Origin of the sequence: Streptomyces sp. NPDC006197, assembly GCF_040613865.1 — a bacterium.
GTDB lineage: Bacteria > Actinomycetota > Actinomycetes > Streptomycetales > Streptomycetaceae > Streptomyces.
On the sequence record NZ_JBEXSZ010000152.1, the window covers coordinates 1 to 19,939 of the forward strand.

The 19,939-nt window shown below is 70.7% G+C and carries 16 protein-coding genes, 1 tRNA gene and 1 pseudogene; 15 read left to right on the plus strand and 3 right to left on the minus strand.

What is annotated here, in order from left to right:
- Nucleotides 1-417: 417 nt before the first annotated feature.
- Nucleotides 418-1,521: a hypothetical protein gene (locus ABZ318_RS32775; protein WP_356906083.1), complete on the plus strand. Its 1,104-nt coding sequence runs from the start codon at nt 418-420 to the stop codon at nt 1,519-1,521.
- 165 nt (nt 1,522-1,686) lie between these two features.
- Here ABZ318_RS32775 and ABZ318_RS32780 read toward each other — a convergent pair whose 3' ends face one another.
- Nucleotides 1,687-2,685, minus strand: coding sequence for an SMI1/KNR4 family protein (locus ABZ318_RS32780; RefSeq protein WP_356906084.1), 999 nt, complete (start codon nt 2,683-2,685; stop codon nt 1,687-1,689).
- A gap of 278 nt (nt 2,686-2,963) precedes the next feature.
- Here ABZ318_RS32780 and ABZ318_RS32785 point away from each other — a divergent pair, with 278 nt between their 5' ends.
- Complete coding sequence (locus ABZ318_RS32785; protein ID WP_356906085.1) at nt 2,964-3,476, plus strand: YwqJ-related putative deaminase; 513 nt, start codon at nt 2,964-2,966, stop codon at nt 3,474-3,476.
- A gap of 9 nt (nt 3,477-3,485) precedes the next feature.
- Nucleotides 3,486-3,977: an SUKH-3 domain-containing protein gene (locus ABZ318_RS32790; protein WP_356906086.1), complete on the plus strand. Its 492-nt coding sequence runs from the start codon at nt 3,486-3,488 to the stop codon at nt 3,975-3,977.
- A 36-nt stretch (nt 3,978-4,013) separates the two neighbouring features.
- On the opposite strand, the gene ABZ318_RS32795 is transcribed toward ABZ318_RS32790, so the two are convergent.
- Entirely contained in the window at nt 4,014-5,306 is a 1,293-nt protein-coding gene (locus ABZ318_RS32795; RefSeq protein ID WP_356906087.1) for a histidine kinase, read from the minus strand.
- A gap of 46 nt (nt 5,307-5,352) precedes the next feature.
- On the opposite strand from ABZ318_RS32795, the pseudogene ABZ318_RS32800 reads away from it, so the two are divergent.
- The 8 genes and pseudogenes from ABZ318_RS32800 to ABZ318_RS32835 form a co-directional block, all read left to right on the plus strand.
- Nucleotides 5,353-5,538: pseudogene (locus ABZ318_RS32800) on the plus strand (hypothetical protein); the annotation flags it as partial.
- Between the two features lie 29 nt (nt 5,539-5,567).
- Nucleotides 5,568-5,639: transfer RNA gene (locus tag ABZ318_RS32805), tRNA-Gln, on the plus strand.
- A gap of 110 nt (nt 5,640-5,749) precedes the next feature.
- Entirely contained in the window at nt 5,750-7,195 is a 1,446-nt protein-coding gene (gene glmU, locus ABZ318_RS32810; protein ID WP_356906088.1) for a bifunctional UDP-N-acetylglucosamine diphosphorylase/glucosamine-1-phosphate N-acetyltransferase GlmU, read from the plus strand.
- 121 nt (nt 7,196-7,316) lie between these two features.
- A complete protein-coding gene (locus ABZ318_RS32815; RefSeq protein ID WP_356906089.1) occupies nt 7,317-8,291 on the plus strand; it encodes a ribose-phosphate diphosphokinase in 975 nt (324 codons plus the stop codon).
- A 245-nt stretch (nt 8,292-8,536) separates the two neighbouring features.
- Complete coding sequence (locus ABZ318_RS32820) at nt 8,537-9,124, plus strand: 50S ribosomal protein L25/general stress protein Ctc (RefSeq protein ID WP_356906090.1); 588 nt, start codon at nt 8,537-8,539, stop codon at nt 9,122-9,124.
- Nucleotides 9,125-9,215: 91 nt separating this feature from the next.
- Nucleotides 9,216-9,815, plus strand: a complete 600-nt coding sequence (gene pth / locus ABZ318_RS32825) for an aminoacyl-tRNA hydrolase (protein WP_356906091.1) — start codon at nt 9,216-9,218, stop codon at nt 9,813-9,815.
- 40 nt (nt 9,816-9,855) lie between these two features.
- Entirely contained in the window at nt 9,856-10,299 is a 444-nt protein-coding gene (locus ABZ318_RS32830; protein WP_356906092.1) for a hypothetical protein, read from the plus strand.
- Nucleotides 10,300-10,424: 125 nt separating this feature from the next.
- On the plus strand, nt 10,425-11,243 hold the full coding sequence (locus ABZ318_RS32835) for an LPXTG cell wall anchor domain-containing protein (RefSeq protein WP_356906093.1): 819 nt from the start codon (nt 10,425-10,427) through the stop codon (nt 11,241-11,243).
- A 70-nt stretch (nt 11,244-11,313) separates the two neighbouring features.
- Here ABZ318_RS32835 and ppc read toward each other — a convergent pair whose 3' ends face one another.
- Nucleotides 11,314-14,043 (minus strand): phosphoenolpyruvate carboxylase, encoded by a 2,730-nt coding sequence (ppc, locus tag ABZ318_RS32840; RefSeq protein ID WP_356906094.1) that lies wholly within the window; start codon nt 14,041-14,043, stop codon nt 11,314-11,316.
- A gap of 241 nt (nt 14,044-14,284) precedes the next feature.
- On the opposite strand from ppc, the gene ABZ318_RS32845 reads away from it, so the two are divergent.
- The 4 genes from ABZ318_RS32845 (at nt 14,285) to ABZ318_RS32860 (ending at nt 19,860) form a co-directional block, all read left to right on the plus strand.
- Nucleotides 14,285-15,265, plus strand: a complete 981-nt coding sequence (locus ABZ318_RS32845) for a fatty acid desaturase (RefSeq protein ID WP_356906095.1) — start codon at nt 14,285-14,287, stop codon at nt 15,263-15,265.
- On the plus strand, nt 15,265-15,954 hold the full coding sequence (locus ABZ318_RS32850) for a TetR/AcrR family transcriptional regulator (protein ID WP_356906098.1): 690 nt from the start codon (nt 15,265-15,267) through the stop codon (nt 15,952-15,954). The genes ABZ318_RS32845 and ABZ318_RS32850 overlap by 1 nt, the downstream gene beginning before the upstream one ends.
- 268 nt (nt 15,955-16,222) lie before the next feature.
- A complete protein-coding gene (locus ABZ318_RS32855) occupies nt 16,223-17,935 on the plus strand; it encodes an FG-GAP-like repeat-containing protein (RefSeq protein WP_356906096.1) in 1,713 nt (570 codons plus the stop codon).
- Between the two features lie 212 nt (nt 17,936-18,147).
- Nucleotides 18,148-19,860 carry a VCBS repeat-containing protein gene (locus ABZ318_RS32860; RefSeq protein ID WP_356906097.1) on the plus strand — a complete coding sequence of 571 codons (1,713 nt, stop codon included), beginning with the start codon at nt 18,148-18,150 and terminating at the stop codon, nt 19,858-19,860.
- Nucleotides 19,861-19,939: the final 79 nt, after the last annotated feature.

Genomic DNA, 19,939 nt, shown 5'->3' on the forward strand with positions numbered 1-19,939 from the left:
AGGGGTTCAGAACGGGAAGCGGCTTCGGCCGTGCTGGATCGAGATCCACTTCTGGCGGGCGGCGGCGTGTGCCCACCGACCGGCGGCGCCGGAGCGGGCGGAGGCGGCGGAGCCCCCGGACCACCCAGACCACCCGGACCGGGCTGCGCCAGCATCGTCGCGGCGTGCGCGATGCCGCCCGCGGGCGTACCACCCGGCACACCCGGCGGCGGCGGAGGCGGCGGAGGCGCCCCCGGACCACCCTGGTTCGGATGCGCCAGCATCGTCGCCGCGTGGTGCACCGGCTGCGGCGGCGTCACGGGACCCGGCGCGGACGGCGGAGGCGGCGGACCGGGCGGACCCGGCTGCGCGGGCGGACCCGGCGGCTGGAGCCCCTCGGGCCCGAGCTGCGACACCAACTGCGTGGGGATGTACGCGTTGCCGCCCGACGAGGCCCCCGGCACGCCCGGAACTCCCGGCGGCGGAGGCGGCGTCGGACCACGCCCGGCCTTCGGCGGCAGGGTGGCCTTGCTGGTCGCGGCGTCCGCGATGTCCCCCGCCCCCGGCGCCGGGGGCGCGGGCGGCGGAAGCGGCGGCGCACCCGGACCGGCCTGCGCGGGAGCCGGCGAAGGCCCCGGCGCGGGCGGTGACGGCGGGGCCGGCGGAACCGCACCCGGGGCCGGAGCCGCCGGGTCGAGACGGGGGGCGATCGCGGTCGGCGGCAGCGCGCTGCCGCCCTTCATCAACGCGGTCGGCGCGTCCGCGCCCACCGACGGCGGCGGGGCGTCCTCGTCGTCCGTCCCCGACAGCGGCGGCGCGAAGACGGTCGCGGGCAGCGGCACCGCCCCGTCCGCACCGCCGGAACTCGCGTTCGCGTCCACCCACGGACTGGACGACGCGGGAGCGGGCGCGGGGGCGGGGGCGGGCGGAGCCGGGGGCGCGACCGGCGGGGCCGGCTGCGCGGGCGGCGCCACCGCGGGACCCGACGCGACCGGGCTCGACGCCGGGACACCGTCCATCGCCGTCGGCTCGTACGCGTCGCCACCCGGGACAGGAGCCGGGGCGGGCTCGACGGCCGGTACGGGCTCCACGGCCGGAACCGGAGCCGCCGCGGCCTCCGACCCCGACACCGACTCCGACCCCGACCCCGTCACCGGCTCCGACGAATCCGTCGAGACGGAGGAAGCGGAAGAAGCCACCGAAACGGAAGAAGAGGAAGAAGCCACCGAAGCCGAAGGCCCCGCCACCCCCACCCCGTCCGACATGTCGTCCACCGGAGCCGACGCACTCACACTCTCCTGCGAGGCGTGCGACTCCTCCCTCGGCAGCCCGATCTTGTCCGCGGCGTCCTGCAACCACTCCGGCGGACTCAACAGGAACGACGTCTGGTTCAGATCGATCCGCGCCGCCGGCACCGCCGCCTGCGCCGGAACCTCGTCCGTCGCCCCGTACTCCTCCTCGTACCGCCGGATCACCTCACCCACCGGCAACCCCGGCCACAGCGTCGCCTCACCACTGTCCCGCGCGATCACCAGCCGCTGACGCCCCCCGTCCGACGTCGGACCGCCCTCGCGGTCCTCCGCCCACACCACGAAGCCCAGCTCGAACTCCCGCACCCGCACCTCGCGGTGCTGGTACCCCGGCAGATCACCGTTGATCCATTCCTCGGCACGCTCCTGCGCCTGCGCGAACGTCACCACAGCCAGCTCACTCCCCCACCGGGACCACGGGCACGGCACGCGCGAAGCCACCGTCCACCATCAGATTCGCCACCGTCTCCAGCTCCGGCGGATTACCCGCCAGACGCCCGAGGAACGCGTCGAAGTCCGCGCCGCAGGGCAGCAGCAGCCGCTCCACCCGCTCGTTCACCGTCCAGCCGGCCGCCACCTCGCCGGAGTCCCGCGCGTCGTCGTACGCGCAGAACCACACCGAACCGACCGCCGCACCCCGCACCTTCAACGCGACCAGACCACCCTGGACGAAAGCGACGCCCAGATAGTCCTTCGTCAGATGGTCACGGAGACACTTGTTGACGTAGACGAGGTCATTGACCCCCGCCTCCTCCCGCACCGTGAAGAACGGCTGGTCCACCAGGACGCCCAGCTCCGCGTCGAGCGCCGCCCCCACCGGAGCACACCCGCCCGCCGCCTTCAGGAACGAGCGGTACGCCCCCGGCAGCCGATAGCCGAGATCCTCCTCGACCCCCTGAAGCTGCTGCTCCGACACCGACAGACGCCCCTTCGGCAGCCCGAAGTGCACCGGCCGGGTCTCCTGCAGCGGACGCGTCCCCCGCTTCGACTGGTCCACGGCGGCCGTCGCCACCCCGCCGTGATGCCGCAGCAGCGCCTTCACCTCGACCGGCACCAGCTCCATCCGCCGCGAACCCACCACGTGATGCCACGTCCACCCGTGCGGGGTCGCCACCGACGGAATCGTGTCCCACAACTCATGACCGGTCGCCGCAAGCGCCGCGTTCGCCGACACGTAATCCGTCAACCGCAGCTCGTCGACACCGAAACCCTCCGGCGGATCGGCGATCTCCGCCGCCGCACGCGCATACGGCGAGAAGTCCGGATAGCCGCGCTCGTCCACCCGTACCCCTCTGGGGTGACGGGACGCACGGACCGGATCCGGGAAATGCACGACCTGCCCGGCGTAGGCCGCGTTCGGTGGCGCGGTGTCCTGCCCGAGCCGACCTGTCGTCATGGCGGTTGCCCCCTGCATGGCGTCGCTGACTGCTTGCTACCGACAGCCGACGGCTGCGGCCGACTGATGCCGCACAGCCTATGCGCTGCCACAAGAGGCCGAACCGGACCCGACCCCTCCGCGACCGAGCGTGACCAACTGTCACGACCCCATGACAGGCACACCATGATTCCGACACACCGAAGACGCGTTTCGCCGCCCCAGCTTCCCCATATGGCTCCCTATTTGGCAGGCTGTCCACGCAACTCGGGGGATTGCAGGAGGGGAAGACCAGCACCATGTACGCAGCAACGACGCCCACACAGGGTGACCCACGCCTCAACTGGAGCAGCAGCGCCGAGACCACGCGCGCGCCCTCCCTGCGCCACCGCCGCGACGGAATCCTCCCCACCGTGGGAGCCGCCCTCTCCGTCCGCGGCGAGACCCTCACGTGCACCGCGGGCCGCGGCGACCGGCCACCCGCCCTGCACCCCCTCGTCCAGGACTTCCTGGACACCCTCACCAGCAGCCAGCGGGAACGCTTCACCGGCCGCTGCCCCGAGGCCATCCTGCTCTCCCGGCACCTCACCGCCACCGAGAACAACCGCTCCAAACGCGCCCAACGCAAACCGCTCACCCACAGCGAAGCCCGCCGCTCCCTCAAGCAGGCCAAACTCACCGCCCGCCGCATCCGCGAGGACGGCGACCCGCTCCACGGCAGTTACGCCGCCCCCTGCCGCTCCTGCACGGCCATGCTCGCCCACTTCGGCGTCCGCGCCGTCGACCCCACCACACCCGTCGAGAACGGCTGACCGCACCCCATGCCCGACCACCTCAGCACCACCCGCTTCCCGGTCAACGTCGACGCCGCCCTCCGCGAGGCCGGCTGGCAGCCCGGCCGCTGGGACATCAAACTCGCCGAAGAATGGGCCGACACCCTGCGCGCCCACATCTCCCCCGCAGGCCACCGGCACAGCGTCTTCCCCGCCGCCGTCGAAGCCTGGGCCGAATTCGGCGGCCTGCGGATCACCGCACCCGGCCACGGCCGGCAGATAGCACCCGCCGCCGTCCGCTTCGACCCCCTCGCCGGACTCCACCTCTCCCGCACCCTCGCCGACCTCGGCCGCGCCCTCGACACCGAGATCGCCCCCCTCGGCGAAGAAGGCGACCACCAGGCCGTCCTCGCCATGGACGCCGAAGGCCGCGTCTACAGCCTCGACCACGCCGGCGACTGGTACCTCGGCAAGGACATCGACACGGCCCTGTCGACCCTGATCACCGGAGCCCAGCCGACCCGCCTCACGGCGGGCTGACCCGCCTCACGGCCGGGCGGCCCGCCTCACAGCCGGCTAGACGCCCGTCGGCAGCACCGCCGACACCTTGAAACCACCCGCGTCCGTCGGCCCCGACACGAACACGCCCCCGAGCCGCACCACCCGCTCACGCATCCCCACCAGCCCGTTCCCCCCACTCGGCAACCCCACACCGGCCACCGCCGCGTCCGAAGGACCGTTCTCCACCTGCATCGCCACCTCGGCCTCCCGATGCGCCAGCCGCACCACGACCTTCGCACCCGCCGCGTGCTTGTGGACGTTCGTCAACGCCTCCTGCACCACCCGGTAGGCCGTCCGCTCCACCTCCGGGGCATACGGACGCGCCTCCCCCATCACCACCAGCTCCACGACCGTCCCCGCCAACCGCGACTGCTGGCACAACGCCTCCAGGGCGTCCAGACACGGCCCGTCCTCGGCGGCCGCCTCGGCCGCGGCGGCAGCGGCCCGCCCCACCGCGGCGAGGGGCACCGCGGCAGGAGCGACAGGAGCGGCCCCCTCCCGAAGCACCCCGAGCATCTCCCGCAACTCCGTCAGAGCCTGCCGACCCATGTCCCCCACCAGCGCCGCGTTCCTCACCGCCTTCTGCGGATCCTTCAACGCCACCGCCTGCAACGCCGCCGCGTGCACCACCATCAGCGACACCCGGTGCGCCACCACGTCGTGCATCTCCCGCGCGATCCGCGTCCGCTCCTCCTGCCGCGCCCACTGCGCCCGCTGCTCCGCCCGATCGGCCAGCAACGACAGCTCCTGCTCCAAGCTGTCCGCCCGCTCCCGCAGGCTCTCCATCAGCCGACGCCGCGCCCCTATGTAGAGACCGAAGAGCACCGGCGGCGCATTGAGCCCGAGCGTCATGAAGAGCGACACGCTCGGCACGTACCAGCCACTGGGATCGATGTCCTGAGCGACGTCCTGCCGCATCCGCACCACGGTCACGACGAACACCGCGAGCGTCGACATCCCCGCGAGCACGGCCGTGATCCGCCGGGGCACCTCGGAGGCGGCGAGCGTGTACAGCCCGACGATCCCCATCAGGAAACCCATCTCGGCCGGCGCGACGGCGATCGACACCAGCACGACGGCGATGGGCCAGCGACGCCGCACGAGCAGCACGGACCCCACGAGCAACCCGAACACCACCCCCAGCGGCACCGGCAACGAAGCCTTGTCGGCGAACCCGACGCCCTCGACGGCACACTCCAGCGCGGACACCAGCGCGAGCGCCCCGTCGAGCACGGCGCTCCGCCGTCTCCCCCACCACCACCAAGTCCCGACGCCCCCGGCGTCCCGATCTGCCCCCGTTGTGGTCATACCCACCACCCTACGGGCGGCCCCCGACGTCAACGCGATGAACACCGGAGTCGACAGCTCGGCCTTCCAGAGAGCCACCCTGAAGCGACACAACCCCCGAACCGTTCGAAAGAACACTGCCGAGGCCTACCGGGGATGCCTGATCATCTACGTCACTCGGAGCGCGGAGCTATACCGTCGCACGGAAGGCGCCTGGTACGGCATAGTGGAGGCCGCCGGGGCACGGGACTGACAAAATGTCCGTTTCGGACCCATAAGCAATCCCCTGTGGTGTAATCGGCAGCACTGGGACCTTTGGAGTCCTATGTCCGGGTTCGAGTCCTGGCAGGGGAGCAAGCTCGGTTCGGGTCCTGACCGTCCAGGTCAGGACCCGCACTCATGTCCGCCATCCTGCCCCCCGGTATCCTTCGTGCGTCCACCACCCAAAGCCGAAGGGCATTCCCGTGAGCGCCAACCGCCCGGCAGCCGTCGTCGTCCTCGCAGCGGGTGAGGGCACCCGCATGAAGTCGAAGACCCCCAAGGTCCTGCACGAGATCGCCGGGCGTTCGCTCGTCGGGCACGTCGTGTCCGCCGCCCGGGAGCTGGAGCCCGAGCACCTCGTCGTGGTCGTCGGGCACGCCCGTGAGCAGGTGAAGGGGCATCTGGAGGAGCACTACGCCGGGACCCGCACCGCCGTCCAGGAGGAGCAGAACGGGACCGGGCACGCCGTGCGGATGGCCCTGGAGGAGCTGGGCGCCGCGCCCGAGGGGACCGTCGTCGTGGTCTGTGGCGACACTCCGCTGCTGTCCGGGGAGACGCTGAAGGCACTGGCCGGGACGCACGCCGCCGACGGCAACGCCGTGACGGTGCTGACGGCCGAGGTGCCGGACTCCACGGGGTACGGGCGGATCGTGCGGGACGCCGGCGGGGCCGTGACGGAGATCGTGGAGCACAAGGACGCCTCCGCGGAGCAGCTCGCGATCCGGGAGATCAACTCGGGTGTGTTCGCGTTCGACGGGAAGCTGCTGGCCGAGGCGCTGGGTCAGGTGCGGACGGACAACAGCCAGGGTGAGGAGTACCTCACGGACGTGCTGTCGATCCTGCGTGAGGCGGGGCACCGGGTGGGTGCCTCTGTCGCCGGGGATCACCGGGAGATCCTGGGGATCAACAATCGTGTGCAGCTCGCCGAGGCCCGTGGCCTGCTGAACCGGCGCCTCCTGGAGGCGGCGATGATGGCCGGCGTGACGGTCGTGGACCCGTCGTCCGTCATCGTGGACGTCACCGTGACCTTCGAGGCCGACGCGGTGATCCTGCCGGGTACGCAGCTGCACGGTGCGACGCACGTCGCCGAGGACGCCGTGGTCGGGCCGAACACGCGTCTGACGGACGTCACCGTGGGCAAGGGCGCCCGGGTGGACAACACGGTGGCCTTCTCGGCCTCCGTCGGTGAGGGTGCTTCGGTGGGTCCGTTCGCGTACCTGCGTCCGGGGACGAACCTGGGGAAGAAGTCCAAGGCGGGTACGTACGTCGAGATGAAGAACGCGACGATCGGTGAGGGTACGAAGGTCCCGCACCTGTCGTACGTGGGTGACGCGACGATCGGCGAGTACACGAACATCGGTGCCGCGAGCGTCTTCGTGAACTATGACGGTGAGGCGAAGCACCACACCACGATCGGCTCCCACTGCCGTACGGGTTCGGACAACATGTTTGTGGCTCCCATCACCATCGGGGACGGGGCTTACACCGCTGCGGGGTCCGTGATCACGAAGGACGTGCCGGCCGGTTCGCTCGCCGTGGCCCGGGGCCAGCAGCGGAATATCGAGGGTTGGGTGGCCCGGAAGCGGCCCGGCAGTGCTGCCGCGCAGGCCGCTCAGGTCGCCTCTGAGGAGTCCGCCGGCGAAAGCTGACCGGAAACAGGTACGTCCAACTCGGCGTACCGTGATACGTGCACACAAATTCGGCTGGCACGCACATGCGCTCGACGGGCGTGGGATCGCGGCCAGAGAACACGTCTGAGGAGACAGTGCTGTGACCGGGATCAAGACGACCGGCGAGAAGAAGTTGATGCTCTTCTCCGGCCGCGCCCACCCCGAGCTGGCCGAGGAGGTCGCGCACCAGCTGGGCGTCGGTCTCGTTCCGACCAAGGCGTTCGACTTCGCCAACGGTGAGATCTACGTCCGCTTCCAGGAGTCGGCGCGTGGCGCGGACTGCTTCCTGATCCAGAGCCACACGGCTCCGATCAACAAGTGGATCATGGAGCAGCTGATCATGATCGATGCTCTGAAGCGGGCTTCCGCTCGGAGCATCACCGTGATCATCCCGTCGTACGGCTATGCCCGGCAGGACAAGAAGCACCGTGGCCGTGAGCCGATCTCGGCGCGTCTGGTGGCGGATCTGCTGAAGACGGCGGGTGCGGACCGGATCCTGACCGTGGACCTGCACACGGACCAGATCCAGGGCTTCTTCGACGGTCCGGTGGACCACCTGTCGGCGCTTTCGGTGCTCGCGGACTACGTGGGTGCGAAGGTCGACCGCGAGAAGCTGACGATCGTCTCTCCGGACGCGGGTCGTGTGCGGGTGGCCGACCGCTGGTGTGACCGTCTGGACGCGCCGCTGGCGATCGTGCACAAGCGTCGTGACAAGGACGTCGCCAACCAGGTGACCGTGCACGAGGTCGTCGGTGACGTGAAGGGCCGTGTCTGTGTCCTGGTGGACGACATGGTCGACACGGGTGGCACGATCTGTGCCGCGGCCGACGCGCTGTTCGCGCACGGTGCGGAGGACGTGATCGTGACGGCGACGCACGGCATCCTGTCGGGTCCGGCGGCGGACCGGCTGAAGAACTCCAAGGTGAGCGAGTTCGTGTTCACGGACACGCTGCCGGTGCCGGGTGCGCTGGAGCTGGACAAGATCACGGTGCTGTCGATCGCGCCGACGATCGCGCGTGCGGTGCGTGAGGTGTTCGAGGACGGTTCGGTGACGAGCCTCTTCGAGGAGCACTGAGCCGCACAGGACTGAGTGAGGAGGGCCGTTTCCCCCGGGTGGGGAGGCGGCCCTTCTTCGTTCTGCCGGGGTGATCCATTTGGGCGGGTCGGGGGTGGCGGGTAGACTGCCGTAGTTGCTCGGCGAGGGAGGCCGGACCCGTGAGGGTCTCGGCGGTCCGTTATCGACGCGCTCTTCGTAGCAGGCCATCGCCAGTCGTGGCCGGGTGACCACCTTTTTCGTCACCTTTCTACGAGGAGTGCACCATGTCCGAGGTCAAGCTCGCCGCTTCCGTCCGCACCGAGTTCGGCAAGGGCGCCGCCCGCGCCATCCGCCGTGACGCCAAGGTTCCCGCCGTCGTCTACGGTCACGGCTCGGACCCGATCCACGTCACCCTTCCGGCCCACGACCTGGGTCTCGCGCTGCGTACGCCGAACGTGCTGCTTTCGCTGGACATCGACGGCACCCAGGAGCTGGCGATCCCGAAGGCCGTCCAGCGTGACGCCATCAAGGGCTTCCTGATCCACGTCGACCTGCTCCTCGTGAAGCGCGGCGAGAAGGTCACGGTCGAGATCCCGGTCCAGGCCGAGGGTGAGCTGGCCGCCGGCGGCAACCTGCTGGAGCACGTGCTCGGCACCCTGTCCGTCGAGGCCGAGGCCACCCACCTGCCCGAGGCCGTCACGGTCTCCGTGGAGGGCCTGGAGGCCGGTGCCTCCATCCTCGCGAAGGACATCACCCTTCCGAAGGGCGCGACCCTGGTGACCGACGCCGACGCCGTCGTCATCCAGGTCCTGGCCGCGCAGGCCGAGGAGCCGGCCGCCGAGACCGAGGCCGCCGAGGGCGCCGAGGCCTGAGCCGTAGGCTCTGTCTGACGTGACGGGGTGACGGGCCGTACGGGCCCGTCACCCCGTTTCTCTTGTACGGATACGAGGAGACCTGACGCACATGACGGACGACGACGCGAACGCCCCTTGGCTGATCGTCGGTCTCGGCAACCCGGGGCCCGAGTACGCGGCCAACCGGCACAACATCGGTTTCATGGTCGTGGACCTGCTCGCGGAGCGGATCCGCGGTTCGTTCAAGCGGGCGCAGAAGGCGCAGGCGCAGGTCGTCGAGGGCCGGATGGGGCCTCCGGGGCCTTCGAGCCGTCGGGTGATCCTCGCGAAGCCGATGTCGTACATGAACCTCTCGGGCGGTCCGGTGACGGCGCTGCGTGACTTCTACAAGGTGCCGACGGCGCACGTGGTGGCGGTGCACGACGAGCTGGACATCGACTACGGGGTGCTGCGGCTGAAGCTGGGCGGCGGGGACAACGGGCACAACGGTCTGAAGTCGATGACGAAGGCGATGGGTGCGGACTACCACCGGGTGCGGTGCGGGATCGGGCGTCCGCCGGGGCGGATGCAGGTCGCGGACTTCGTGCTGAAGGACTTCTCGTCGGCGGAGCGCAAGGATCTGGACTGGTTCGTGGACCGGGCGGCGGATTCGGTGGAGTGTCTGGTGGCGGAGGGGCTGGAGCGGGCCCAGTCGGCGTACAACTCGTAGGGTCTGGTGCCTGGAACGTACGACTGTACGATCGCGGGTCATGACGCACGTCCGTACCGCAGCCATGGCCCTGGTCGCCCTGCTCCTCGTCGTCGCGGGTGCCTGGGCCTCGTGGAACTCCGCCCAGCACGTCCTGCTCGCGAAGGGCCGTGAGCACGGGACGTTGACGGTGACCGACTGCACGGACGAGACGTGCAGCGGTCGTTATGTGCCGGAGGATCCGTCGTCGACGCGCCGGACGTTGTCGATCGCGCGTTCGGTGGCGGCGGAGAAGGGCGTGACGATCCCGGTGGTGGTGAAGCCGGGTACGGACGAGGGTGTGCGGACGGGCTGGGGCGGGGGGTTGCACGCGTGGCTCCCGCTGGGCGGGGCGCTGTTGCTGGCGGCGCCGTTGGTGGGCGGTGGGATGCGGCTGTCGCGGACTGCGTGGTCGTTGGCGGGAGTTGGCGGTGCGGTGCTGGTGGCGGCGTTCTTCGCACTCTGACCCGTTTGGTCCCGGTTCTGCGGTCAATCGTTATGGACCGCTGGCTTAAGGATGACTTAAGGCGACGGATAGGCTGCCCCAGCCACCTCCCACGGCATCCTCATCCCACAGATGGACGACTGCACATGCGACGCTCCTTCATCCCCGCAGCCGCTCTTGTCGCGGCCATGGCGGGCTCCGTGATCTTCGCCCCCACCGCGTTCGCCTCCCAGGGTCCGAAGGACCCCAAGGGCGACAACGGCACGGTCAAGATCCACGACGCCAAGACCGGCGAAGAGCTCATGAAGAACGAGCCCCACGTCTGCACCTTCTACCTCGACGGCTTCAAGTTCGACGGTGCGCAGAAGGTCGACTGGAGCATCGAGGGCCAGGCTCCGACGAAGGACCTGGAGGGCACCACCGGTTCGCTGGTCCTGGACGGTACCGGTCACGAGCGCACCGACGACCTGTCTCTCCCGGACGGCCACTACAAGCTGACCTGGAAGTTCGACAACGAGAAGGGCAACAGCGGCAAGCACAAGGTCTTCTGGGTCGACTGCGAGGACACCACCACCGGCGGCGCCACCGGCGGCCAGACCACGGGCGGCTCCACCACGGGTGAGCAGACCACGGGTGGGTCCACCACGGGCGGGACGACGACCGGTGGATCCACCACCGGCGGATCCGCCACCGGCGGTTCCACCACGGGTGAGACCACCGCCACCGGTGGTTCCGCCTCGGGTGGGGCTTCCGCCAATGGCGGTTCCTCGGCCGGTGGTTCGGCGTCCGGTGAGGCCACCGGTGGGTCCGCCGCCGGCGGTTCGGCCACCGGTGGCTCGGGTGAGGGCAACCTCGCCGAGACCGGTTCCAGCGCGCCGGTCGGCATCCTCGCCGCCGCCGCTCTGGCCCTCGCGGCCGCCGGTGCGGTCCTGGTGACCCGCCGTCGCAAGGCCCAGCAGGGCTGACGTACCCCGTCATGACGGAGCCCCCGCCGGATTCCCCGGCGGGGGCTCTGTCGTACGCGGTGAAGGGCCGTCAGCCGGTGTTGCGCAGGCCCGCCGCCACGCCGTTGACGGTGAGGAGCAGGGCCCGGGCGAGCAGCGGGTCCGGATCCTGGCCGCTTTCGGCGGCCGCGCGCTGGCGGGCGAGGAGGGCGACCTGGAGGTAGGAGATCGGGTCCAGGTAGGCGTCGCGGATGGCGAAGGTCTGCTGGAGGACCGGGTTGGAGTCGAGGAGCCGCTCGCCGCCGGTGACCTTGAGGACCTCGGCGACGGTGAGCGCGTGCTCGGCCTCGATGGTGTCGAAGACGTGCTTGAGGTGGTCGGGGACGAGGGTGTCGACGTAGTGGCGGGCGATGCGCAGGTCGGTCTTGGCGAGTGTCATCTCCACGTTGGAGAGGAAGTTGCGGAAGAAGCCCCAGCGTTCGTGCATCTCGCCGAGGACGGCGTCGAGGCCGGCCTCGCGCAGGGCCTTGAGGCCGGAGCCGACGCCGAACCAGCCGGGGACGATCTGGCGGGACTGGGTCCAGCCGAAGACCCACGGGATGGCCCGCAGTCCGTCGAGGGAGACGCCGGAGCCGGGGCGGCGGGAGGGCCGGGAGCCCAGGTGCAGGTCGGCGAGCTGGTCCACCGGTGTCGACGCGAGGAAGTACGTCGGCAGGTCGGGGTCCTCGACGAGGCGGCGGTAGGCGGCGTGGGCGGCGTCGGAGACGACGTCCATGGCCGCGTCCCAGCGGGCGAGGGCCTCGTCGGACTGGCGCGGCGCGGTGTGCAGGGCGGAGGCCTGGAGCGTGGCGGCGACCGTCAGCTCCAGGTTCTCCCTGGCCAGGGACGGAATGAGGTACTTGTCGGAGATGACCTCGCCCTGTTCGGTCACCTTGATCTCGCCCTCCAGCGTGCCCCAGGGCTGGGCGAGGATCGCGTCGTGCGAGGGGCCGCCGCCGCGGCCGACGGTGCCGCCGCGGCCGTGGAAGAGGCGGAGGCGGACGCCGTAGCGGTGGGCGACGTCGCGCAGGCGGCGCTGGGCGCGGTGGATCTCCCACTGGCTGGTGGTGATGCCGCCGAACTTGGAGGAGTCGGAGTAGCCGAGCATGACCTCCTGGACGTCGCCGCGGAGGGAGACGAGGCGCCGGTAGGAGGGGTCGGCGAGCATGTCGTCGAGGATGACGTCGGCGGCCTTGAGCTCGTCGGTGGTCTCCAGGAGCGGCACGATGCCGATCTTGGCCCAGCCGCCGTGGAGGTCGATGAGGCCGGCTTCGCGGGCGAGGACGGCGGCGGCGAAGACGTCGTCGGCGCCCTGGCACATCGAGATGATGTAGGACTCGATGACCTCCGGGCCGAAGCGCTCGAAGGCCTCCTTGATGGTGTGGAAGACGCCGAGGGTCTTCTCGCCGGCGGCGTCCAGGGGGGCCGGGGTGGGGGCGAGCGGGCGGCGGGAGCGCAGCTCCTTGGCGAGGAGCTTCTGCCGGTAGTCGCGGGGCATGTCCGCGTACCGCCAGGACTCCTCGCCGAGGCGGTCGAAGAGCTGGCCGAGGGCGTGGTGGTGGGCTTCGGCGTGCTCGCGGACGTCCATGGTGGCGAGCTGGAGGCCGAAGGCGGAGAGGGTGCGGATGACCCGGTCCATGCGGCCGTCGGCGAAGAGGGCGCCGCGGTGTTCGCGCAGGGAGGTCTGGATGAGGGTGAGGTCGCGGATGAGGTCGGCGGTGCCGAGGTAGTCGCGGCCGTCCTGGTGGGGGGTGCCGTGGGCGAGGCGCTCGCGGGTGTTGACGAGCTTCTGCCGGATGCAGGTGGCCTTGAGCCGGTAGGGCTCCTCGGCGTTGAGGCGCTTGTAGCGGGGGCTGATCTCCGGGAGGAGGTCCAGGTCGCGCTGGAGGGAGTCCAGGAGTTCCTGGGTGGCTCCGGTGTAGCGGATGGAGTTGGAGAGGAGTCCGCGGAGGAAGTCGATGAGTTCGAGGGCGTCGGTGATGCCGTGCTCGTGCTGGAGGATCAGGACGTCCCAGGTCACCTGGGGGGTGACGTTGGGGTTGCCGTCGCGGTCGCCGCCGATCCAGGTGCCGAAGGTGAGGGGGCGGGTGCCGGAGGGCAGTTCGACGCCGACGCGCTCCAGCTCGGCGGCGAGGTCCTCCAGGACGTCGCCGACGGCGTTCGCGTGCAGCTCGTCGAGGTAGTAGATGGCGTTGCGGGCCTCGTCGGCGGGCTCGGGGCGGACGACCCGGAGCTCGTCGGTCTGCCAGATGAGGTCGATGTTCTCGGCGAGGCGGAGGTCGGTGCGGCGCCGGTCGGCCTGGGCGACGGGGGTCTCCAGGAGGGCGGCGATGCGGCGGAGCTTGTTGAGGACGGAGCGGCGGGCGGCTTCGGTGGGGTGCGCGGTGAAGACGGGCCGGACGTTGAGGTTCTTGACCGTCTCGCGGACGTGCTCGGGGTCGCCGTCCTTGAGCATGTCGACGGTGCGGGCGAGGAGGCCGCCCTCGGCGGCGCGCTTCTCGCGCAGTTCGCGGCCGCGGTGGACCTGCTCGGTGACGTTGGCGAGGTGGAAGTAGGTGGAGAAGGCGCGCACGAGCTTGGCGGCCGTCTCGAGTTCGACGCCCCGGAGCAGCTCGGCGGCGGCCTCGCCGTCCTCGCGGGTGAGGCGGCGGACCTTCTCGACGAGGTCGAGGAGGTCGTGGCCCTCTTGGCGTACGAGGGTCTCGCCGAGGAGATCGCCCAGTCGGCGGATGTCGGCGCGCAGCTCGGTGCTGGCGGTGGGGGTCTGGTCGGCACTGCTCACAGGTGCGGCTCCTTGCAGTGTTTGAGCACGTCTGGAGGGGTTTCCGGAGGCTTGCGGACCGCGCTGTCCGACGCCCCCAGGATAGGTGTCCACATGGTGGGCGGCGGCCGGGGCCCTGTTTCGTGCCCTCTTGCCGCGCGCCATGGCGCTGCCATACTTACGACGCCGTAGGTTACGGAGGCGTAGCCTTGTAGGTGTCCTTCGACGCGTTTCCTCCTCCCCCTCACCCCCAGGGACATTCATGACCATGAGCCCCGAGATGACGTCGGCGTCCGAGGCGCCGGATGCCGAGGCGCTGCCCTCCGCCACGCTGGGCGGGGACAGCAAGCGTTCGATCGAGCAGATCACCCTGCTGCTGTTCATCACGGTGCCGTTCCTGGCGCTGCTGGCCGCGGTGCCGTTGGCGTGGGGCTGGGGGGTGAGCTGGCTGGATCTGGGGCTGATGGTGGCGATGTACTACATCGGCTGCCACGGGATCACGATCGGTTTCCACCGGTACTTCACGCACGGTTCCTTCAAGGCGAAGCGGCCGCTGCGGATCGCCCTTGCGATCATGGGTTCGCTGGCCGTCGAAGGCCCTCTCGTGCGCTGGGTGGCGGACCACCGCAAGCACCACAAGTTCTCGGACGCGGAGGGCGACCCGCATTCGCCGTGGCGGTTCGGCGAGACGGTGCCGGCGTTGATGAAGGGCCTGTGGTGGGCGCACATCGGCTGGATGTTCGACGAGGAGCAGACGCCGCAGCACAAGTACGCGCCCGATCTGATCAAGGATCCGGCGATCCGGGCGATCTCGCGCCAGTTCGTGTGGTGGACGATCGTGTCGCTGGCGATCCCGCCGCTGGTGGGCGGTCTGGTGACGTGGTCGTGGTGGGGCGCGTTCACGGCGTTCTTCTGGGGTTCGCTGGTGCGGGTGGCGCTGCTGCACCACGTGACGTGGTCGATCAACTCGATCTGTCACGCGGTGGGCAAGCGGCCGTTCAAGTCGCGTGACCGCTCGGGCAACGTGTGGTGGCTGGCGGTGCTGTCCTGTGGCGAGTCCTGGCACAACCTGCACCACGCGGACCCGACGTCGGCCCGGCACGGGGTGCTGCGCGGGCAGCTCGACTCCAGTGCGCGGCTGATCCGCTGGTTCGAGCAGCTGGGCTGGGCGACGGATGTGCGCTGGCCGGCGAAGTCCCGCATCGAAGCCCGCCGCCAGAGCGCGTCCGCAGACGCGGCATGATGGAAGACGTGGCGATCGAGGGCAGGACCGGCGGTACGGGCGGCAGCGGCGCGGAGCAGAAGCCCCGGCGTGGGCGCCGGGTGCGGATGACGGGCGCGGAGCGCCGGGAGCAGCTGCTCGACATCGGTCGCACGCTCTTCGCGGAGAAGGGCTTCGAGGGCACGTCGGTGGAGGAGATCGCGGCGAAGGCCGGGGTCTCCAAGCCGGTGGTGTACGAGCACTTCGGGGGGAAGGAGGGGCTGTACGCGGTCGTGGTCGACCGGGAGATGCGGCAGCTCCTGGACGGGGTGACGGGGGCGCTGACGGCGGGGCACCCGCGGGAGCTCCTGGAGCAGGCGGCGTTCGCGCTGCTCGACTACATCGAGAACTACACGGACGGTTTCCGGATTCTCGTACGGGATTCCCCGGTGGCGCAGTCGACGGGCACGTTCGCGTCGCTGATCAGTGACATCGCCACGCAGGTGGAGGACATCCTGGGCCTGGAGTTCAAGGCGCGGGGTTTCGACCCGAAGCTGGCGCCGCTGTACGCGCAGGCGCTGGTGGGCAGTGTGGCGCTGACGGGGCAGTGGTGGCTGGACGTCCGCAGGCCGAAGAAGGCGGAGGTCGCGGCGCATCTGGTGAATCTGGCGTGGCACGGGCTCGACGGTCTGGAGCAGAAGCCGCGGCTGATAGGGCACCGCAAGAGCTGAGCGGGCGGGGCCGGTGGAGGGAACCGGCGGGCCCGGGCGGTGGCCGGGAGCGGGAAACGACCGGACGGTCGGATTCGGTGCGGTGGACATCTGGTAATCGGCCGGGCCGTGAGTAGACTCGCGTTCAACATCCGGGGGGTGTTCCGACCGTCCTACGAGGTCGTCTCCACGTGCCTACCGCCATGCGCTGACGCCGTTCGACGCTGTTCGATCCCCCTGTGTGGTTCCGTCGAACCTCTGATCCCTGGGGGGGATCTTTTTGTTCTTCATGCGTTCCCAGCGTGCCCGTCGTCTCGCCGGCTGCACCGCTCTCGCCCTCTCCGCCGGCATGCTCCTCGCGAGCCCGGCGTCCGCCGACTCGCCGGCGCCGCACCCGGCGGTCGAGAAGCCGGCGCAGGCTCCCGTCGCGCCGACGAAGCGGACCGTCCCGCAGGCCGACACCGCTCCTTCCGCCGGGGCCGCCGGCGTCACGGCGGAGCGTCCGCCGTCGCGCTCGGACCTGGACGGCGACGGCCAGAGCGACCTGGTGCTGCGCGTGGGCAGCACGCTGCAGACGGCGATGACGAATTCCCAGGGCGCCGAGTTCCACCGCGACAACGGTGACGACTCCTTCGTCAAGGACATCATCCCGATCGGCGACCAGGACCTGAACGGCAGCGGTCCCGAGATCCTGACGCTCTCGAAGTTCGGCTGGCTGAGCCTGTACGGCGACTCCACCGCGTCCTACGGCACCTACCGCTGGTCCGGTCCGGGCTGGCAGGTCTACAACAAGGTGTTCTCGCCCGGCGACATCAGCGGCGACGGCCGCGCCGACGTGCTGGCGCGTACACCCGCGGGCGAGCTGTGGGTCTACGTCTCGACCGGCACCCCGAACGCCCCGTTCCACGCCCGCCAGCTGGTCGGCAAGGGCTGGTCCGTCTACGACCAGCTGATCGGCCTCGGCGACAGCGACGGCGACGGCCGGGGCGACTTCCTCGCCCGTACGCCCTCCGGCGTGCTCTTCTACTACGGGAGCACCGGCAGCCCGTACTCGGTGAAGCCCCGCAAGGAGGTCGGCTGGGGCTGGCAGCAGTACAACCAGATCATCGGCATCGACGACGACAACGCCAACGGGGTCCCCGACGTCCTCGCGCGCGGCGTCGACGGCAAGCTGTACGAGTACTTCGGCACCGGCAGCGGCCACTACACCAGCCGCAAGGTGGTCGACTCGACGGCCTTCTGGTCCGGGGTGGACCAGTTCTCCGGCGCGGGCAACGTCCCGGTGCACGGCAAGCAGGGCATGCTGGCCCGCGACAAGGCCGGCACGCTCTTCTGGTACGACTCGCTGAACAACGGCCGCCTGGCGGCCCGCACCCAGATCAGCGACACCGGCGGCTGGGCCGGCGCGACGCTCTTCGAGGTCAACTCGCTCGGCCGGGACGCGGTCTCCGACACGCTGGAGATCTTCCAGGGTCACCTCTACGGCAGCGAGACGGACTTCGGCGGCGGCTGGAGCGCGATCAACCTGATCGCCGGTCCGGGCGACCTGAACGGTGACGACACCGGCGACTTCGTCGCCCGGGACCGCGACGGCGTCCTGTGGCTGTACCGGAGCAACTACGACGGCAACGCCCTGCACGCCCGCGTCAGGATCGGCGGCGGCTGGAACGCGTACGACCGGATCGTCGGTTCGGGCGACTACAGCGGCGACGGCCTCAACGACCTGATCGCCCGCGCCAAGGACGGCACGCTGTACCTGTACCAGGGCACCGGTCAGGCCGGTTACGCGTTCAAGCCCCGCGTCAGGATCGGCGGCGGCTGGAACGTGTACCCGAAGATCGAGGCCCCCGGTGACATCACCGGTGACGGCAAGGCCGACCTCCTCGCGGTGAACGCGGGCGGCGAGCTGTTCCGCTACTCCGGCACCGGCGACACGGGCTACGTCTTCAAGCCGCGCGTCTCCATCGGGACCGGCTACCAGACCTACAACGGCCTGTACTGACGTGGTCTCGGGCGCCCCGCACCGGAGGTCCGGTGCGGGGCGCCCGTGCGTGCGGCGGAGGCGTGAGTAGACTCCTGTTCCAACATTCGGGGGGGTGTTCCCGTCCTCGGACGAAGCCGTCTCCGCGTGCCCCCGGGCACGCGCCGATGCCGTCCGAACCCGTGCGAGCCCCTTGTCCGGTTCCGTCGACCTCTGGTCCCTGGGGGGATCTCTTGCGCTTCCCGCATTCCACGCGTGCGCGTCGTGTCGCCACCTGCACCGCGCTCGCCCTCTCCGCCGGCATGCTCCTCGCGAGCCCGGCTTCCGCCTCCACCGGCACTCCGGCCCCGCGCCCGGTCGCCGAGAAGCCGGTGACCGGCTTCACCGCGCCGCCCCTGAACCGGCCCCTGAGCGGCGCGGTCCGTCAGGACGCCGACGCGACCGCCGGGGTCGGCGCCTCGCCGCAGCTGTCGGACTTCGACGGCGACGGCTTCAGCGACCTGATCTTCCGCGACGCCGACGGGAAGGTCTACACGAACGTAGGCCAGGGCCGGCCGTTCGGGTCCTTCCCGGAGCCTCCGAAGGACGTCATCCCGATCGGCAACCAGGACGGGAACGCCAGCGGCCCCGAGGTCCTGACGCTGTCCGCGCAGGGCGCTCTCCGGCTGTACGCGGACGCCACGCCGACCGGCGGGACGTACGTCTGGCAGGGCAACGGCTGGAACATCTACAACAAGGTCCTCGCGCCCGGCGACGTGAACGACGACGGCCGGGCGGACGTGGTCGCCCGCGACCTCGACGGCAACCTGTACCTGTTCTACGGCACCGGAAGCCGCACCGCGCCGTTCGCGTCGCGCGTGAAGATCGGCTACGGCTTCAACGTCTACGACCAGCTCCTCGGCATCGGCGACAACAACGGCGACGGCTGGGCGGACCTGGTCGGCCGCGACACCGCCGGCAACCTGTGGTTCCACGCCGGTACGGGCGACAAGGCGAAGCCGTTCGGCACCCGCCGGTCGATCGGCACCGGCTGGGGCGTCTACAACCAGATCCTGCCCGTCGGCGACGACGACGGCGACGGCAACGGCGAGCTGATCGCCCGCGACCTCAAGGGCACGCTCTGGTACTACACGGGCAGGGGCGACGGCACCCTCGCGGCGCGTCAGGAGCTCCGCGACGCGGGCGACTGGTCCGGGGTCCCGCAGTTCGGCGGGGCGGGCAACAACCCGGTCACCGGCGCCAAGGAGGGCGTCTTCGCGCGGGACGCCTCCGGCACGATGTACTGGTACAGCAGCTCGAACACCGGCGGACTGCGCGCCCGCAGCCCGTACGGCACGGCCGGCGGCTGGGGCGGCGCCAACTTCACCCACCTGTCCTCGATGGACCAGGACGCCTCGTCGGACCTCGCGGAGATCTACCAGGGCCACCTCTACATCGACGACAAGGACATCGGCGGCGGCTGGGGCGTCTACAACACGATCGTCGGCCCCGGCGACCTGACCGGCGACGGCAAGGGCGACCTTCTGGCCCGCGACGGCTCCGGCTACCTCTACCTGTACAAGGGCAACGGCTCCGGCACCGCCCTCGCCTCCCGCATCAAGGTCGGCACCGGCTGGGGCGTCTACAACAAGATCATCGGTGCCGGCGACTACACCGGCGACGGCCGCACCGACATCGTGGCCCGCACCTCGGGCGGCGACCTGTACCTGTACGCGGGCACCGGCGACCCCGCCATCCCGTTCAAGGCCCGCCAGCCCATCGGCACCGGCTGGAACACGTACTCCAAGATCGTCGCCCCCGGCGACCTCAATGCCGACGGCAAGGGCGACCTGCTCGGCGTCACCTCGGGCGGCGACCTCTACCGCTACCTGAACACCTCGCCGGGCAAGTTCACCGCCCGGGTCAACATCGGCCACGGCTACGGCGTCTACAACAGCATGTCCTGACGGGCCCGCCAGGGCCCGCGGGCGCCCCGCACCGGGACTCCGGTGCGGGGGGCCCGCGGGTCCACCCCCGTCGGGGTTT